Origin of the sequence: Bartonella sp. CL436QHHD (assembly GCF_042195105.1) — a bacterium.
Classification (GTDB): Bacteria; Pseudomonadota; Alphaproteobacteria; order Rhizobiales; family Rhizobiaceae; genus Bartonella.
In genome coordinates this window covers 41,401-59,111 of record NZ_JBHINR010000019.1, presented here as the reverse complement: position 1 = coordinate 59,111, position 17,711 = coordinate 41,401, and the positions used below count along the sequence as shown (strand labels likewise).

The window sequence follows — 17,711 nt, the reverse complement described above, 5'->3', positions numbered from 1 at the left end:
TCATCATTCATGCTTTTTGCTGACTTGGTGGTTATGGCGGAGTGAATGCACCAGATCCCATCCCGAACTCGGCCGTGAAACGCTCCAGCGCTGATGGTACTTTGCCTTAAGGCACGGGAGAGTAAGTCGCTGCCAGATCTGCTAAATGCATGCAAAAGACTCTAATGTATGAACCTTACATTACCACAGCCCCAAGGAAGCTGTTTTTAAGGCATCACAGGCTGGTCTAAATATCCTCTTGATCGGCCTCTCCCTAAACTAAAAAATGAAGCCCCCTATTAACTTAGTCTGCAAACAATTCTCTGTAAATAATCCGCCTTCTCTGAGTTCTCTTTCAGCCAGTTTCCCAAAGCATGCGGTTCACATCACTACACCTTAAAAGACACTGTTTTAAGAACAGCATTTTACAGTACAACAGGATAATAATTTAAATACCCAAATGCACTTAAAACAAGTCTACTCACTAAACGCACTATTTATCCAAATCAACTGCCCTACCTAATCATTGTCATGACTTAGAACAGCCCGTATTAAGCAGATTTGATCATTCCTCTATTTCTTTTGCACGTCCAGATAGTTGTATAGCTCTAGAAAGATCATTAACTGCATTTAAATGTGTTTGAAGTAATTCACTATTACGCTGTAATTTTTCTTGTAAATCAGACAACAAACTTTCAACCTCATGCTCAATATCTTGATTCATGTAGCGCTTCACATCACTCATGGATTTATTAAGATCACGCAAACCACGTATTTTACGCAAATTTATTTCTTCGTAATCTGGAACACCACTGCTCTCTAGCATATTGCTTTCATAATCAACAACTTGAGCTAATCCTTTAACAGCAGCAACAAATTTTGTCATCGCCCAATCACGATCAATAAGATTATTATCAAGAACTTTTGCTTTTGCTGCAAAACTATCATCACCATATTGCACTACAGACATTTTTACTTCCCCTTCAACACTATTGTTCAATCTTACTTTCAAATGAGGGAGATTAAACAGGTTCTCTTCAATGCTGATACACTCAACCAAGCTCGTGGTGCAAACATTGCTCAAACAACAGCACGACAATCCTTCAAAGCGTATACCACTTCAACTTTCAACGCATTCTCTTCAAATATTTTTCTTGCTTTGCTCCAAAACCATCATTGCGGCTATACTAATTCATCAAAACGCTATAAACTCAAACCTTACGACAATATCGAAACTTCCATATTTGTTCTGTCTATTTCGCTTTACCGATTTTATCTTTGCCTATTTTATCACCAGTACGTCTTCAACAGAAAACAACAATGCTCTCACGAAAACTTCGGCCACAAAAACTATCTGCCGACAAAAACCCGCAGCCTATCTTGCAGCATATAAAAACGTAAGCCCATTAAAAATTTCAGCATTTTACCGATAGCAGCATTTTACCCTCCATAACCGTATGGCTCTCTCTGCACCTAAACCTGTATACCTTCTGGCGTCCCATAAGATGGCACCCTACAAGATCAGTTTGCACCCATTCAAAAAGACACCCCCTCTCCCATGCTCTTTCCGCACACATGCAGTATTTCGCATAAAACACAAAAAGAATGCTCTTTTGAACAGATCAGCCATACAGCAATATAAAAAAAGACATCTTAAAATAGCTAAACAGCCATCAATCTTCCTTTTTTAAGTTATCATTCGCTTTTCTTTGCAATGAACGACTATATAAGATTTTTTGAACCTTTTCAAGAGTTTCTTAGCCAATCAGTTCGATACGTCTTCAATCGCATATTCACGCGCTTGTTTTAAAGAAACATCTCTTAAGTGCACCCAAGCCTATTTCGCGCCGCGGCCCATAAATGGTATAATGATAAATCTTCCATGACATGTATAAAATCCATTGAGCACTTTCCATCTTTACGCTTAATAAAAGAAGCAAGCCAGCATCATCACATATTGTTCTAACCCCTTATGTTCTGATACCCTTGGCACTTGAGATGGTTCATAAAAGCGTGGCCTTTCTTGTACAATTTCTCTGCGCATGGGAGCTCCCTGCTTGTAACTGCAAAAGACATTGTTTTGGTTAATTCACCACGAAACAAATTTGGAATGAAAAAAATCCAGTATTCAGGGCTCTAATTCAAGTTGAATAACGATAGATTATCATTATAAATCAAAATATTATCCAATGCATAATGCTTAATGCTCCCCCACATTGATATTTTCAGAATTTCCACAGTATCTTCCTATAGATTATTTCGCTCCATAAAACAGTTTGCTCTTAATATCGCGGCTTTACATGCGCTACTAGTATAAAAACAGAGAAACAATCATTTTATAATCAAGGTACAATTTTTGTTACGAACTTTCTCTCGTTTTTAACCTTCTAAATGCGGCTCTTCTCTTTCATAATCATCACATTTCAAATCTATTCCATGTTGAATAAATTAACATCACTTGCTTGCACATCACAAACAACGCCCTAATGTGTTGATAAAATACGCTGAAAGAAAAATGCCTCTTATGAACCTTAGCAAATGCCAAGAACTATAATAAATATTGGAAGCAAGCGTACGATGATTGTGACTTGCTCTTTCATAAGTATAAAGATGATAGCATTCTACAGATTTTTATATTATTCAAAGTTTATATTATTTCACGAGAGCTTTACTGTTATACTAGTCACATTTACCGTTATACCATTTACGAATGTCATCGTAAAATGTCTGTCGTGTGCGTTGAGAGATGTTTCTTTAAAACAAGTACATAAATATGCAATACTAATATACTAATATACAACATAAGTATATTTCGTTTGGAACGTTCTTTACTTTTGTGTAAAACATGCCCCATTAGAACAGCATTAACCAATCTTGCTATGAGATAAACGATCAAAAAACATTTTTGTCTTCCTCCGCTCACTTTAAAGGACCAAGATCTTAACTCAATCGGCTCTGTACGCAGTCCGAATTTTTGTCAAACGATCTTCTCTTGACTTCCACTCTTGTGATTCACTTAAACGAAAGGCTCAACAAATAAACCTACGAATATTCATCGCACACTAAAAAATACTTAAACATTCCAAAAAAACTTATATGCCTTATATTATCGTTATAAATGATAGTGCTTTATAGCATAACAGGATAAAAAAAGTTTTCAGCAACACAAAACCTACAAAATCAATCAATAGTCCTTTTAAAGCTTTCTTTTTTAGGATTCACAATACTCCCACTCCTCAAGCCTTTATAAAAAAAGAGCTATTTTAAGCTTGCCGAATATATTGTATCAGCATATATTACAGATATGTAACATATTGTTATTCATAAAATCACCTCAAAAAGAACAGAAAGAGGTTTTTATGGCTGATCTCGTAAAAGCCGCTATGCTTTATTCAACCTTGATTATCACCATCAATACTTTTGTTGTTATTTTAGTTCTCGTAATAGAAATATACTAAGCATACTCTCTTGGCTTATTGTAATTTGCGCAAATAAGCATCTTAATTTCACATAAGAGCAAAGCAAAATTTTAATTCTACAGATAAACCACACACAAAATTTCAAACATCGCTTGCAACTATTTGAGTGTAAACTCTGCTTTTTGTATGCATTTTTAACCATCAGTGTCCGTCTTTTCACGCTATCTTGAATCTCAACTTCATTCCCACCTTAAAAAACGAAATTTTCTACCAGATCCGATCTGTAAATAATTTGTCTCCTTATTGAGTAAGTTCCTCTTGCTTCCCCCCTTCAGGGCATATCACAATTTTAAAGGATAATATTTCATGAAGCTTATAATAAATCTATTGAACACCATCTTTACCCTTATGAGAAAATAAACCAGCAGCATCACACACTTTTCCAGCCCCAAATGTTGCAACAATCTTTAGCACTTGAGATCGTTCATAAGAGGCATTTTTACTTCTTTCTTCAACAGTTTTTATCCACACGGCTCTCCATGCTTGTAACGTGCAAGCAGATGGTTTTAATTGATTCAACCTAGAACAGATTTGGAATAAGAGAATCTTACTATATTCGAGATCCTTATTCAGTATAAAATAATTAAATTATTTTTATAAATAAAAGTGTTATTCAAAAAAAATATTCATCACACACTCGAGAACAAAAAACACCTCATACGTAAAGTTTTATATGAGCTCCACCGCTCAACATGATAATATTACGACACAATCAAGATAAAAAATAACAAGGGAAACCCTTGCAAACTCAGAAAAGAGAGGGGAAAAATAAAAAGGTGTGGAAGGCGCTCAATTCCTCACAAATCCGGCAAAACCGTCCTAGCAAAACTGCCTCACATCTTAACTAATGTTATAATATTCTCAAATCAAAAGCAATTTTTTAAAATAGTTTGAGAAAAACATTTGAGTATGAAACGATAATAATTACATTCAGAATGTTTTTCTCTTTATTAAAACAGAGAAAAGTAATTTCCAAACAAATGTTTCCTCCCAATTTTTCCGAAATTAGCCGCAACGCTTAAAGACGATCTTAGTGTGATGAAACATTTATTTGTGATAAAGGCAAAAAAACACCCCAAAGATAGATTTAATCTCATATTTTAAATACATGTAACCAAAACATTAAAAAATTAGCAGTAACACATAACAACTCATTGGGAGGAAATACTATCTACAATTGAAAGCACTTTTGGGCTGAACAAATGACAGTATAGCATCCGTTTACACAAAGAGTACAGATCGTAAACGACTAATTCTTGAAGCCATAAAAAGACTCTCTAAAAGTTAGAGAGAGCCTAAAAAACGCAATAGAATCAAGAACTAAATAATTCCTTACTTATTGAACTGTATGTTTTTAATGAATGCCAAACATAAGTTCCATATATGCTTGTCTGGCATGTTGGCAATTTTTAGATTTCTCCATAGAAGATTGATCCAGCTTTTCACATTTTTTTGCCCACTCTTCGAGTAGTGTTTTATCTTTCTTAAATTCCGCTACGCTGTAAGTTTTTTCGCAACCAGCAACAACAAGTCCTGTACAAACCAGCAATGCTATAATAATGGCTTTATTCATGATTTAATTCCCTTCCTTTTTCTCTTCAGTGTTTTCCTTGTCGTCATGTACAAAGCTCGAACCAGGCCAATCTCGGGCATGAACTTCACGATACGCTTTATCTGCGTTTTTACAATTTTGAGAATCTAAATCCCCTGATATCATGCATTTCATTGCCCATTGCTCGAGTAATTTTGGATCTTTCTTAAACTCTGCTACGCTATAAGTTTTTCACAACCAGCAACGACAAGTCCAGTACAAAGCAGCAATGCTATAATAATGGCTTTATTCATCAATAAAATTCCCCTTTTTTTCAAATTTACAAAGTTTAGGACACAATTTAGCACCCGATTAAAATTGTACATTCAGTTCATTGTGCATTTTCAAAAATTTTAAAATCCACTTCTGTGCGCGATTTTTCCCAATCTATGATGATAAATCGCGTACAAAGAAAAATACCGCTATCAATATATTTTTATGATTTAATTATTGTCCTGCTGTTTTTCAGTTTCATTCCCCTTTTTGCTACTTTCACGAAGTTCCTTTGCAAGATTTCTATAATGCTCTTGAAAAAGTTCCATATCGGCTTGCATGACATTTTGACAATTCTTGGTTGCAAAAGCAGAGGGGCCCATTTTATCGCATTTCTTTCCCCATTCTTGCATCAATTTTTTATCTTTCTTAAATTCTGCTACGCTATAAGTTTTTTCACAACCAGAAACGACAAGTCCCACGCAAAGCAGTAGCGCTGTTATAATGATCTTGTTCATGATTTAACCCCTCTCTTTGTTTTATATTTTATTAACAATATCTTTGGATTCACATCCCCTCCTATATTGTAACCTTGCGTCTAATTTTCCTTTGCAAATACGTACACTTCCAACGCAAACATGTTAAATCATGAAAACTGCCTTTCATTTATCAGACTTGTATTTGTAACATTATCTGCACGGCAGCTCTTTGTATTTGAAGTGTTAAAACTTCAGCAAAAATTCTGATATCTTGACATTCTCAAAAAGCTTTTTAATCATTTCTTTTCCTTCAAGAACCTCTTGGTAACGAGAAGCAGCACGATATCTTACCCAAAATTCGTCATGCCTATATCCATTGCAAATTCCCTGCAAACGAAAAAATACACCTTTTAATCAACAGATTGCGCTCTTATCATTTCTAAACCACCGGAAAAGAAAGAAAGCTTTAAGTCCCCCCTGTACTTTTTAAAAGCCAATAGAAATGCTAAAAAAGCGATCTTATACATTCCAATTGAAGAAAAAAGCCTATTGCCTTGCGTACCATTACGACTGGCATTAACTATTTAAGACTATAAAATCATATAAATGTAAGAAATATTGTCTATAATATGCTCAATGACTTCTTTTGTTTATTAGGAAAACTTATAGCGCGTCAATATCAGTAAATTTTACTTATTTTTAGCCCCCCCTTTATAAACAATGAATATAATTTAATAAAACGGATTGCTGCATAACAGAAAAAAATAATCAACGCTACTCTTAATTACATTATTTACGCATGTATTAAGTACAATAAACAAAAAAATAACCTGATGTTTAAAATCATTATCAAGATAATTTTTATGGAAGAATAAACTTATCTACTCATCTAGCGGATAAGATCACAAGTAGTATGATGATTATCACATTTATAGGGAAAAGTTTGAAACGGAGAATTTTTCGCAAACTCATAGCTCTTTCATGCGATGATACAGAACCTTATGAAAAACAACTTGAATGAAGCAACCATCGTGAAAAAAGAAGAGCACTTTTATTATTAACTTCGTATAAAAACAATCGATATCATCTCTAGAAAAAGCACTCAAACCAACGAAATTATCGTATCATTTTTTACACTTTTCCGTATTTTTGTGAAAGCAATTCGCGGACCTCATCAGCTATTTTAGTTCCACGACTTGCACAACTGACCTTAATCAACCGATGCAAACTTTCTGGTATATCAATCGTGAGGCGCTTCATACCTCCACTCATGCTCCCTTTGTGGCTTCCTACCCATGCATCCGCTGTTAAAGGAATTGATTTATTCGTTGGTTTTGTGCCGATTTTAATTTTTTTATTCATCGCGCTAACTCCTTGATTTCGGCTGCAACCGCTTCAATCTCTGCTGCTGCTGGTCCTTGCTTATCAACTTCATAAACCGCCTTCCCCTGTGCTGCTGCTTCTGCAAAAATCACGCGCTGCGCAACGCTAGAAGAAAGAACATGCACAGGGTATATGCCAAGAGCTTCGTTCACATCACGCCCTATCGCTGTATTGACTATTTTACGATTAATGACAAAAGCAGATTTGAGATTTTCTTTATAAACACGTGCTTCGTCAATCAGCTTTACAATTCCATCCGCTGCCCAAATATCATAGGGACTAGGCAAAACAGGTATAAGCACCAAATCCGAAGCCATAAGAGCACTACGAGCAAGATCAGTTACACGCGGAGGACCATCGATAATAATATGATCATAACCATGACCAATCTGTGTAATCTCTTTGTGAACCGTTGCACGCGGTAAACCAATAACCGAAAACAAAGGTGCATCTTCACGCGCAGCAGCCCAATCCAATGCGCTTCCCTGTGGATCAACATCAATAAGCAATACCCGTGCACCGGTACGGGCAAAACTGGCCGCAAGATTAACACTCAACGTCGTTTTTCCGACACCTCCCTTTTGATTCAAAAGTCCAATAATCATTTATTACGCCTTTCAGCATTATCGTTTTTACGATTATACAGAAAGTAATAAAAGAAACAAGCATCCAATACGTGCAAAATAACCATTTCTCCTATTTTTAGGATAAATAACAATAGCCCGCAATTTTTTATAATATTCTTTTAGCATGAGCAAAAACATTATGAAGATGATATTCTTGAAAAGAACAAAATAAATTTAAAAGAGGCATGCTCTTCTTCCCCCTCCCTAAAACGAAGATTCTTAAATCCATGTCGATCTGTAAACAATGCGCTGTAAATGATCCAGCTTCTTATTTTGCACCTGCCATTTGGGCTTCTCCCTTCATGCTATCCACTTAATACAACTCTACAAACAAGCTCCACTCTGAATATACAACAAACTATAAGGAGAATTCATTGTTTTACGCATTGAATGAGAGAGCTGAAATCAGGAAGATTCTCTCATTTCATGCCTCTTATATTAAATTAATCAAAATCATATCTCTTGTACGTTACAAGCGGGATTGGCGTGTGGGCAAGAACTGTACAAAAAAGGATTTAAAATGCTTCTTATGCAGAATCTCCAGTACCAAGAACTATTACAATATTGGGGGCTGGCAAATATAATAGGTGCCGACTTCCTTCTTCATAAGCGTAAAAAGGGTGGTGATCCATGAATTTTATACTCTTTGACGCTCGACAGAGTAAAATGGGCTTAAGAGAAATAAGGGTGCCTCTAGCAAGCGCGTAAACAAGCAACACAATGAAATGTCTATGTTTAGTAAACACTATAGATTATCCACAAAGACCAAACATCCGTCTTTCATAAATCGCATAACGAACATGTTGCGGAGTGAGATATTTTGCATCTTATAGCTCATTTTTCCCAAATAGATTTTCTCGACAAAAAGAATATTTTTGTTAAGATGCCACTGAAAAACTTACCTTCATTATGTTCTTTCTATATACCAGACCAGAGGGTATCGTGAAGATCATGCAATTGGGAATAAACAAAAATGAATTTACAACAAATTGAACCTGATATTTTTATCAGCGCCCAACTTAGCATAGAAAATATCAAAACATTGGCACAAGCTGGTTTTAAAACAATTATCTGTAACCGCCCCGATCACGAAGAGCTCCATCAACCTGACTTTTCTAGCATTAAAACGGTCGCAAATGAATATGGCATAAAAGCCTATCACATTCCCATTTCTCCTCCAACTATAGAAAAGTCAGCTGTTGAAGCCATGCAAACAATTTTAAAAACAGCCTCTCTGCCTCTTCTTGCCTATTGTCATCACGGATCACGCTCGCTGCATCTTTATCGTTTAGCGCGTCTTTAAACAGAGGTTTCGCACACTTCCTCCTCGCCTTAAAAGACGAAAATTCTTAAATACACATCGATTTGTAAAAAACAATCTGTCAATAATCTTTGTCTTGCGCCTTTCCCTTGGCTTGCCACTTCATAAAACTCTACAAGCAAGCTTTGCTCCTCAATATACAACAAGCATGCACACCCGACGCCATAAAAATGCGTGAAAATTCATATGATGATCAAAGAAAATTATTTTCACCTCACTTTTTATCACTGCTCCACCTTTTTTTCTCTTCCTTTACCAATACGAGCTCATTCGTACGCCACAGACACCTAAAACGACAGTAAAACCACTAAGAAAACCCCATATTCCGAATAAAAGGCGTGCAGAGTATTTTATAAAAAAAGCCGTAAGCCATAATCTATGATTAACTACAACATATTGATTTATAACAATTAATTATTTTGCACGTTGAATGATAAATCCTAATACCGTAAGATTCTCTCAAGTCTATTTATAGTGAAGCAATCAAAAGCGTGTTTCTTGCATGTCACAAGCAGGAAGTATTCGTGTGAAATAAAACGAGTTAAGAACAAACTCTCATAAACGCTCTCAAATAGCCAAGACTGTACAAAACTGAAGGCTTGTCAATATAACGGATGGTGTCGGATTGCTCTTTTATTAGGCATAAAGATGATAGCGCTCAACGAAGCTTGCACGATACCATTCATGAGAGCCATCATGAAAATGAATATGGGAAGCGTTGAGAGATATTTCTTCAAAAGAAGCGCATAAATTAGCAAAACAAGGATATTCCAGCATTTTATTTTACCTGTGGGGCGTGATATCCTATTCAAAGAACAACAAAAGCCTGAAGCTGTTATTTTCATGATTTAAGAGATATTGCTCTGGACCCTTTTGAAAGTAGCAAAGCCGAATTTAAAAAAGACTGTCATCTGGACTGATTTTCCCCTTTATAACTTCATATTTTCCCCAATAAAGCTGTAAACCGGTTTCAGAGATTACGCAAATGGATAATGCAATAGGGCTCTCCTCATCTAGCATACAAAAGCTGTAACAGTAGAGAGAGCATTAAAGCGCTTTAATCTTTGTCTCAAACATACTGCTCGCGTTGAGGAACACTAAAGAAAAAGTTTTATAAGAAAAACAACACCATAAAGTCATGAATAGACCGAACATAGATTGGAAAGATGTTCTAACTTTTATCCAATATTTCTATCAAAAAACAACAAAACATTATTGGCTTTGTGTTTTCATATCCTTACAAGACTGTCTTTCCTTTTCATTATAGGCGTTACATTTGTGAAAGACAAAGGAAATATATGGATAGTTTTTAACTTGAAAATCTGAAAGATTGACGTGTTACGACAACAAAATTGTGCCTTTATCCATCAAAAGCATTAGAAATTTTGAAACAAATACACCTGCTTTCTCGCAATGATTTCTTTTATCTACAATCAATCGCAGTCTCCTTAATATGCATTCCCCATCACAATATACAAGAGAAACGAAACGTAAAGCATTTTCCAGCAGCTTCATTCTCGTTTACGTGATTGGTTAGCACGAAAACTGCTGCTGAGCACTAAATCTTCTTCACAAGACTCGACAAACAAAACTTTTGTAAAAATATTCATTACATAATACAAAATATCACATGCGTAAGGTTACACGAACCAACTCTCATCATAAACGATGATACGGCATAAATGACATAATAAGCCAAATTAGAAAAAAGAAACAATAAACTTTTAAAATAAAAAAAGTCATCAATTAAATTTTATCAAACTATAAGCTTAAAATCGCAAGAAATTTTAAAAACAGCCTTTCTCCTTCTTCACGTCTATTATTGCTAAATAGGCTGGTTGCTTATTCTTTACTGCATCTTTTATGATGAGTTTTAACGTATCAGAAAGAAACAAGCAGTAAAGTTTTGAATGACAACAAAAACCATAAAGTTAACTTTGAAAAAAATGATGCCAAAATCAGATCTTCAGATATTCGATTCTCCCTCTCAACAACGGAAAAAACATATATTCCACGATGTTTTGGAATATATGTTTGTGATTATAATCACTTTAAGTGCTATTTTTACGGCTATTCTCTCTTTTTCAGATCAGTTTAGGACATATTTTTAAAAGTAAGCAGCCTATCCAACGTTGATAATGGTTGTACTGTCTTTAAAATTTCTTTTGCTTTTTTTTCATCACGATGCATTTGCGCAATCAAAGGTTCAAGCCCATCAAATTTTTCTTGTCCTCGCAAAAACTGGAAAAAAGAAACGGTACAGCTTTCCCCATAAAGGTCGTCGTTAAAGTCAAACAAATAGGTTTCCAAAAGGGGCGCACCATCTTTAACAACCGTTGGACGACAACCAAAGCTTGCAACACCATCATACAAAACACCGTTCGCACGACGCAAACGTACCGCATAAACACCATGAGCCAAACGAACTTGGGGAGGCAACATTTGATTAGCGGTAGGAAATCCCAAAAGACGTCCAAGTTTTTCACCTTGAATAATATTGGAGCGTATCCGATAGTGATACCCTAATAAATGGGCTGCTTTGTCCACTTCCCCTTGTGAGAGAAGTTGCCGAATAAAACTAGAAGAAATGATCAAAGGTTGTGAATCTTGAGAACGAGAAACGCAAGAAACTTGCACAACCTCAAATCCATATTTCTCTCCCCTTTGGCAAAGAAGATGTACATTTCCGCTTTTCTGATGACCAAATTGAAAATTTTCGCCTGTCACCACAACTGAAACATCAAAAACTTCCTTTAAAAACGACTTGATAAATTCGTCCGCTGAAAGAGCGGCAAACTGTGCATCAAACGGCTGTTCAATCACGCAGTCAAAGCCAAGGGTTTTAAAAATTTCAGCTTTTTCAGCTGCCTCTGTCAAACGATAGACAGGAGCTGAATGTTGAAAAAAACTTCTTGGATGGGGTTCAAAGGTTAAAACAACTGCTGGTTTCTTTTTTATACGGGCGAAATCAAGCGCTTTTTGCAACACCACCTGATGTCCGCAATGAACACCATCAAAATTTCCAAGTGCCAACACTGCTCCCCGCCAAGCCGAGGGAAACATATGAATTCCCTGAAGACGCAAAAAATTAGTCATTACTGAAGTGCCCACATGATTGCTTGTGGTTTATAACCATGACGTTCAAGAAAAGAATGCAAAGCTTGCTTATCAACCACACCATTTTGCGTATAATCATAATGATGAATCCCCCCCATAATATAAAGGGCATCAAGACCAAAATGAGCCGCCCCCTTAATATCCGTTAAAAGACCATCACCAATAGCTAAAACTTGACTTTTTTCTACTGTTCCCCGTACTTTTTGAAGTTTTTCAAAGGCACATTCATAAATAGGCGCGTGAGGTTTTCCAGCAATGCGCACCTCCCCCCCTAATTGTTGATAAAGACGAGCCAATGCACCAGCGCACCAAAATTCTTTATTTCCATAATGGACAATCACATCTGGGTTCGCACAAATAAAAGGTAAATTCCGCGACCGCATGCGACGAAACATCTCCTCATAAGCAGAGGGTTCTTCGTCAAAATCTTCAAGAAAACCGCTACAGACGACAACAGAAGCCTCCCATTCTTCAACAAATTCACACTCTAACCCTTCAAACAGCACCAAATCATGCTGTGGACCAATGAAAAAAACTTTACGCGGAGCAGTCAGAATAAGATCGCGCGTTACATCCCCTGAAGTGATAATGGCATCATAATAGTCGCTATGAACATTCATACTTTGTAATTGAGCAGCAACATCTTCCCGTAGCCGAGGAGAATTGGTCAATAAAATGACAGTTTTTCCCATTTGTCGGATTTTATACAACGCCTTCAACGCTGGTTCAAATGCATGTACACCGTTATGCACAACACCCCACACATCACAAAAAACAGCATCATAATGCGCTATAATAGTCTCAATATGGGTAACTTCATTCATGGTGCACCTATCTCTATTTGTCATTTAAAGCTGTCTTTTACTTCAAAATTACTTACCGAAAGATAATACTTGTGTCATCTGCTTTCTCAAACCATATCCCAACTTTTTATCGTCTATAGAGATCATAAGAAATGATAAAATAACTAAGTTATTATTAAGTTGTGCAAAATTCTAAAATGCTTGATAGCAAAAGCTTATCATTCCCCAATGCTCATTTTTCTCATAAAAATTTTAATTCTAACAACAACGACGTTGGTAGAGTTTTTTATCTAAAATACTCAAATTCTTCACTGAGAAAATAAACGTATCCCCCTCTTAAAAACATGCATCATGAGAAAGCCCAATATATTTTCTCATTTCAAATCCGTTTATATTGAATCAATCAAAACTATTGACTTACACATTATAAACGGAGAGCGTACAGATAAAAACACGTGAAGAAAGAAAAAATAGCTCTTATGCTCCCTTTCAAAGGCAAAAACTGTCGTAATATTTTGAACTGGCCGAGAGTATATGCCGTCCGAGCATCTTTTTTTCAATATAGCTTTTATCCCATTCATAGAGGCTTTTACACTACACACTTTACGAAGCACCATTGTAAAATAGGCGCTAACATTGAGAAATATCTTCTTAAAAAAATGTGTGAATATACAACAATCAGATCTATAATGTTTTGAGTTTATTTTGCATGAGGGCTCTTTACTCATAAAAGCTTTCCCCTATCATCATGATATCTCAGACGCATCAAAACAAGCCATTTTGGTTATTGGTTAAGAGCAACACCGTAAGCGGTGCCTTGAGCTTAAAAACCAAGGTTTACCTTCGTAAAATGCATATCTGATGTCATGCGTTTAGTAAGCAAACCTTAAAAGTTTGAAAGGCAAACAACCTCTCATTTGGAAAAATCTTGTCCGTCTCAAGAAAAACTATTTTTATTGCCAATCTCCTAAAATTACTTTATGAGTCAGAAAGTGTCTTGGTCGCATACGCAACGACCAATAGGGATTAAAAGCCTGAAAACTCAAACATGAATTGACCCCGCTTTGCGGGTATCCCGGAATTCCGGGAGATTTTGCTATGTCCAAGTTCTTCTCAGCACTAAAAGCAAAATGCTGATTTGAGTTCAGTACTTTTAACTCCCGGAATACTCATGCGAGGGCGCTCGCAACCGGTGGGGGAAAAATGCAAGCTCCAAATCTTAATATTGATCTTTTTGTAGGCAAAAAGATTCGCTTTAGGCGAAAAATGCTAAAAATGTCTCAAAAAACATTAGGGCATTATTTAGGTGTCACTTTCCAACAAATCCAGAAATATGAAAAAGGCTTAAATCGCGTGAGCGCAGGGCGTTTAAAGGAAATTTCCAATATTTTGAATGTTCCACTTGCCTTTTTTTTACACTGATATCATCAAAAAAGACAACACCCCGTACCATTATGATGAAATCGCCTCGAGCAAAAAGGAATATTTGCTTTTAAAAAGTTTTAGAGTCCTCACATCTGTCAAGCAGAAAGCGATTTTAAACTTAATTTGTGATCAAAATTAAAACGCTTTAAAAGCATAGCTATAGGGTACTACACGCCCTATTCTTGGCTTTCTCCCCACACCTTCAAAGGATGCAACCCCCTTCTTAAACCGGTTGATGAATAATCCGCCTTCTCAAAAATAGCTCCTTCTCAGATTCCCATTTCATATGGTTCCTTTCACAAAATTATACAAGCAAGCCCTCCCTTGAATATTCACCACATTCTCTCATCAAAACACCCCATGTATAAAGTCTTATGTCTTATATCACCACACCCGCAAACGATAGCGTTTTACAGCACAACAGAATAAGCATTTATCCGTATTTAAAGGGGGCTACCTTTTCGCTATGGACGCTCTCTTTATTTTAGATGATGTGCATTTAATATACCTGCTATAAAGACTTAGTATCTGTTATAAAGTTTTAAAGGCATATTTTTCCTCTAAAATCTCAATGCTACAGCAACTCTATCATAAGGCAACATGTTGATTTATAATGAGTATTCATTATTGTACATGTTAAATGAGAATCCAGAATATCGTAAGATTCTTTCATTTCAAATCTGTTCCATGTTGAATCAACCAAAACTATATCTCTTGCAGGTTACAAGTGGGAAGAGGCGTATGGATAAAAACTATTAAGTAAGAATTAAAAATGCCTCTAATGAACCGTCTCAAGTACCAAGAGCTGTAAGCAACACCCACAAGCTGACAAACTGTGTCATGGTGCAAGGCTTACTCCGTTATGAAGCGTAAAGATGGGGGGCTCAATGGATTTACCCTTATACCCCTTTACGAACAGCGTCGCAAAATAGGCTTGGATACCTTGAGAGATATTTCTATAAGACAATGTATCTAGTTCTCTCATGATCATAATCCTCAATCTGATAAAGTTGAAACAAACAACAGGATTGCGAATATGATTTAGGGAGCTCATCTGAAAGATGAAAAATGATAAAAAATTCCGCTATAACAATTGAAGAAGCGAGCATTCGTTGAGCCGTAACTTCTTTATTTTAGAATTTTTATATCACACTTTACTGTTGAGATGCATGACCACAGTCTGTAACATCAGGCTTTGGCGAGAAAAACATTTCAGTATCTGCTTGTAAGACATTTTGACAGTTTTTAGATTCCTTAACAGCTTGTCCTGAAAAAAAACACTTCATTCCCCATTCTTCTTTTAATTTTGCATCTTTTTTTAAATCTTCTACGCTATAGTTTTTTTCACACCCCACGACGAATAATAGAGCCGTGCATAATAAAATAATTTTTTTTCATTTTATCCCTCTTTAAATATCTTATCTGTTAATATCATCCCCCCAAATGATGGTTGAATTTTCACACTGTATGAGAATACAGCCTCACTATCACTGACTTGCTTTCAAAGTGAACACTCTGAGTAAAATAACGCAAAGAAGAGCTCACAATAGCTATCATATGAGTTTGTCATAAAATACAATGAGAAGGACAGAGCCCAAACTAAACACAAATGACGAAATCAGAAGGCGCATTAATGCTTTTGTCCAACTAATTTCAAATAGTTACATTGCAATAAGCATCGCCCCTAGCCCTATAGAAAGCCTATGAGCATTATAATACTTAAGTCTCACGATCAATGGGTGACAAAGCCATAACAAAAAAGTATGAGCTCTTTTTACCTATTTGTATGTTGATTATTGTTCCCCCATCGAATGCTTAAATAGAAACGTTTTACGGTACATAGAAAACAATCAACAAGGCAAATCATTTTTACGAAGATTTCTTCGTGTAGAGTCTACTTGAAATCCATCCATCTTTTAGAAATCTGAATTTAGAAGCAGATAATTATGAAAGCTTTTCAAGGAATGCAACAGATTGATCACTTTTAAAGAAGTAAAAAACGTGATCCAATCCTGAAGATAAAATTCTGATGAAGAAAACTTTTGCTAGGAATTCTTTTAAGGCATTGTAAAATATTCTATCAGTTATATCAAACGTTATCCCATTTTGGGGGCTGTTCATTTTTCACTTTTTCAACTTCGCTCTAGAAATCCGTTTCTTGAGCGTTTTTTATCGTCTCACTTTCTCCTTCAAACACAAATACTCAAAAATGCTTTGCCACCAACAATGAAGTTTTCCTGCTTGTATAAAACACATAAGTAAAAATAGAAGAGCGATTTTGAGAGCAAACCTCCCTGAAAAAGGAAGTATCATCCATTTACTTCATAAACGAAAATAATCTCACGGTTTATTCAAATTTGCTCTATGGTTTGGTACAATTTTATTGATAAAGCTTTCTCTATAAAGATTTAAGTAAATATGTTCGTTAAAACCAATCACGGACTTGCAAAGGGGTTGTAAGATCCATTATCTCTCCGCCATTTTAAAGGTTCAGTGAAATCACTTGACCAAAGACCAATCTTGTTGCCACGTGCTTTTTCTTCCGCATGATGATACTGGGCTGGAATAGGATTTTTTCCCTCTTTTGAGAGTACCAACATACCTTCTGTAAGACCTGCCTCAGCTAAATCAACCCCTTGAACAAAACATTGCGCATAATAAACACCATTGTGCATCAAAGCCTGTTTACAGGATAAATCCTGCCCAAGTGTTTTGGTGACAAGCCAAGCCATTGTAACCACACCACAGGGCCATTCTTGATCATTTAATCTTGCTTTTTGACGGGGTGCACATGTGTCTACACCATAAAGATGAATATCACGGATGATATGTGATCGCCAAGATTGTGCAGAAGGCGTCAGTAATTTAAATGTAACCCCACTTGTAACAGAGGCCTTACCATGAAAAACAACAGCATTATTTGCAACATCGTTTAATGAAACACTCTTCTGCAAATCGAGAGCTGATTCATTTTTTTCTAATTGCTGTTTGGTGATAGATTTACCCAACTTTTTTTCTTCTCGATAGAGATCGACAATATCTTGTATATCTTGCGTCTCAAATGTTTTAAGAATGCTGAAATCCATTTTATCTTTATATTGGCTTAATCCCCACACTATGGAACCCATAATGTAAACAATAACAATCAATTTAAATAGCATTTCTTAACACGCTCGCTCAAAAAATTCATTGTTTTTCTATCCTTTCACATTATTTATCAGCAATCCCCTTGTTTTTAAAGAAAAAATTCAAATATCTGTGTTGCATATTAACTACACTTTGTAAAGAATAATAT

The 17,711-nt window shown here is 35.9% G+C and carries 13 protein-coding genes, 1 rRNA gene and 2 pseudogenes; 3 read left to right on the top strand and 13 right to left on the bottom strand.

Annotated features, from left to right (window positions below):
• The first annotated feature begins 23 nt into the window (after nucleotides 1–23).
• Nucleotides 24–138 (top strand): 5S ribosomal RNA (gene rrf, locus ACFIKN_RS02275).
• A gap of 406 nt (nucleotides 139–544) precedes the next feature.
• Here rrf and ACFIKN_RS02270 read toward each other — a convergent pair.
• From ACFIKN_RS02270 to parA, 7 genes and pseudogenes are all read right to left on the bottom strand, one after another.
• Nucleotides 545–949: a flagellar protein FlgN gene (locus ACFIKN_RS02270; RefSeq protein ID WP_273790974.1), complete on the bottom strand. Its 405-nt coding sequence runs from the start codon at nucleotides 947–949 to the stop codon at nucleotides 545–547.
• Nucleotides 950–3,782: 2,833 nt separating this feature from the next.
• Nucleotides 3,783–3,929 carry a hypothetical protein gene (locus ACFIKN_RS02265; protein ID WP_375653175.1) on the bottom strand — a complete coding sequence of 49 codons (147 nt, stop codon included), beginning with the start codon at nucleotides 3,927–3,929 and terminating at the stop codon, nucleotides 3,783–3,785.
• An 883-nt stretch (nucleotides 3,930–4,812) separates the two neighbouring features.
• Nucleotides 4,813–5,031: an EexN family lipoprotein gene (locus ACFIKN_RS02260; RefSeq protein WP_273790972.1), complete on the bottom strand. Its 219-nt coding sequence runs from the start codon at nucleotides 5,029–5,031 to the stop codon at nucleotides 4,813–4,815.
• A 3-nt stretch (nucleotides 5,032–5,034) separates the two neighbouring features.
• A pseudogene (locus ACFIKN_RS02255) lies at nucleotides 5,035–5,303 on the bottom strand (EexN family lipoprotein).
• A 189-nt stretch (nucleotides 5,304–5,492) separates the two neighbouring features.
• Nucleotides 5,493–5,780, bottom strand: a complete 288-nt coding sequence (locus ACFIKN_RS02250; protein WP_273790970.1) for an EexN family lipoprotein — start codon at nucleotides 5,778–5,780, stop codon at nucleotides 5,493–5,495.
• Nucleotides 5,781–6,872: 1,092 nt separating this feature from the next.
• Nucleotides 6,873–7,103, bottom strand: coding sequence for a plasmid partition protein ParG (locus ACFIKN_RS02245; RefSeq protein WP_273790969.1), 231 nt, complete (start codon nucleotides 7,101–7,103; stop codon nucleotides 6,873–6,875).
• Complete coding sequence (gene parA / locus ACFIKN_RS02240; protein WP_273790968.1) at nucleotides 7,100–7,729, bottom strand: ParA family partition ATPase; 630 nt, start codon at nucleotides 7,727–7,729, stop codon at nucleotides 7,100–7,102. The genes ACFIKN_RS02245 and parA overlap by 4 nt, the downstream gene beginning before the upstream one ends.
• Nucleotides 7,730–8,723: 994 nt before the next feature.
• On the opposite strand from parA, the gene ACFIKN_RS02235 reads away from it, so the two are divergent.
• Nucleotides 8,724–9,053 carry a TIGR01244 family sulfur transferase gene (locus tag ACFIKN_RS02235; RefSeq protein WP_375610590.1) on the top strand — a complete coding sequence of 110 codons (330 nt, stop codon included), beginning with the start codon at nucleotides 8,724–8,726 and terminating at the stop codon, nucleotides 9,051–9,053.
• A 654-nt stretch (nucleotides 9,054–9,707) separates the two neighbouring features.
• Here ACFIKN_RS02235 and ACFIKN_RS02230 read toward each other — a convergent pair.
• From ACFIKN_RS02230 to ACFIKN_RS02220, 3 genes are all read right to left on the bottom strand, one after another.
• Nucleotides 9,708–9,848 (bottom strand): hypothetical protein, encoded by a 141-nt coding sequence (locus ACFIKN_RS02230; RefSeq protein WP_375637739.1) that lies wholly within the window; start codon nucleotides 9,846–9,848, stop codon nucleotides 9,708–9,710.
• Between the two features lie 1,317 nt (nucleotides 9,849–11,165).
• A complete protein-coding gene (locus ACFIKN_RS02225) occupies nucleotides 11,166–12,167 on the bottom strand; it encodes a bifunctional riboflavin kinase/FAD synthetase (protein WP_273790966.1) in 1,002 nt (333 codons plus the stop codon).
• Nucleotides 12,167–13,012 carry a TIGR01459 family HAD-type hydrolase gene (locus tag ACFIKN_RS02220; protein WP_273790965.1) on the bottom strand — a complete coding sequence of 282 codons (846 nt, stop codon included), beginning with the start codon at nucleotides 13,010–13,012 and terminating at the stop codon, nucleotides 12,167–12,169. The genes ACFIKN_RS02225 and ACFIKN_RS02220 overlap by 1 nt, the downstream gene beginning before the upstream one ends.
• Nucleotides 13,013–14,194: 1,182 nt before the next feature.
• Between ACFIKN_RS02220 and ACFIKN_RS02215 the strand changes: the two are divergent.
• A pseudogene (locus tag ACFIKN_RS02215) lies at nucleotides 14,195–14,555 on the top strand (helix-turn-helix domain-containing protein).
• Nucleotides 14,556–15,254: 699 nt separating this feature from the next.
• Here the strand turns inward: ACFIKN_RS02215 and ACFIKN_RS02210 are convergent.
• The 3 genes from ACFIKN_RS02210 to ACFIKN_RS02200 form a co-directional block, all read right to left on the bottom strand.
• Nucleotides 15,255–15,401, bottom strand: coding sequence for a hypothetical protein (locus ACFIKN_RS02210; protein WP_375657850.1), 147 nt, complete (start codon nucleotides 15,399–15,401; stop codon nucleotides 15,255–15,257).
• A 169-nt stretch (nucleotides 15,402–15,570) separates the two neighbouring features.
• On the bottom strand, nucleotides 15,571–15,801 hold the full coding sequence (locus ACFIKN_RS02205; protein ID WP_375657856.1) for an EexN family lipoprotein: 231 nt from the start codon (nucleotides 15,799–15,801) through the stop codon (nucleotides 15,571–15,573).
• A gap of 1,050 nt (nucleotides 15,802–16,851) precedes the next feature.
• The gene (locus ACFIKN_RS02200; RefSeq protein WP_375654523.1) at nucleotides 16,852–17,577 is read right to left on the bottom strand and encodes a hypothetical protein; all 726 of its coding nucleotides are present in this window, start codon (nucleotides 17,575–17,577) and stop codon (nucleotides 16,852–16,854) included.
• Nucleotides 17,578–17,711: the final 134 nt, after the last annotated feature.

Coding starts and splice junctions, on each gene's coding strand:
- ACFIKN_RS02210 (WP_375657850.1), bottom strand. CDS start 15,401: ATGAGAGAACTAGATACATTGTCTTATAGAAATATCTCTCAAGGTATC.
- ACFIKN_RS02230 (WP_375637739.1), bottom strand. CDS start 9,848: ATGCTGGAATATCCTTGTTTTGCTAATTTATGCGCTTCTTTTGAAGAA.
- ACFIKN_RS02220 (WP_273790965.1), bottom strand. CDS start 13,012: ATGAATGAAGTTACCCATATTGAGACTATTATAGCGCATTATGATGCT.
- ACFIKN_RS02245 (WP_273790969.1), bottom strand. CDS start 7,103: ATGAATAAAAAAATTAAAATCGGCACAAAACCAACGAATAAATCAATT.
- ACFIKN_RS02270 (WP_273790974.1), bottom strand. CDS start 949: ATGTCTGTAGTGCAATATGGTGATGATAGTTTTGCAGCAAAAGCAAAA.
- ACFIKN_RS02200 (WP_375654523.1), bottom strand. CDS start 17,577: ATGCTATTTAAATTGATTGTTATTGTTTACATTATGGGTTCCATAGTG.
- ACFIKN_RS02260 (WP_273790972.1), bottom strand. CDS start 5,031: ATGAATAAAGCCATTATTATAGCATTGCTGGTTTGTACAGGACTTGTT.
- ACFIKN_RS02250 (WP_273790970.1), bottom strand. CDS start 5,780: ATGAACAAGATCATTATAACAGCGCTACTGCTTTGCGTGGGACTTGTC.
- parA (WP_273790968.1), bottom strand. CDS start 7,729: ATGATTATTGGACTTTTGAATCAAAAGGGAGGTGTCGGAAAAACGACG.
- ACFIKN_RS02235 (WP_375610590.1), top strand. CDS start 8,724: ATGAATTTACAACAAATTGAACCTGATATTTTTATCAGCGCCCAACTT.
- ACFIKN_RS02225 (WP_273790966.1), bottom strand. CDS start 12,167: ATGACTAATTTTTTGCGTCTTCAGGGAATTCATATGTTTCCCTCGGCT.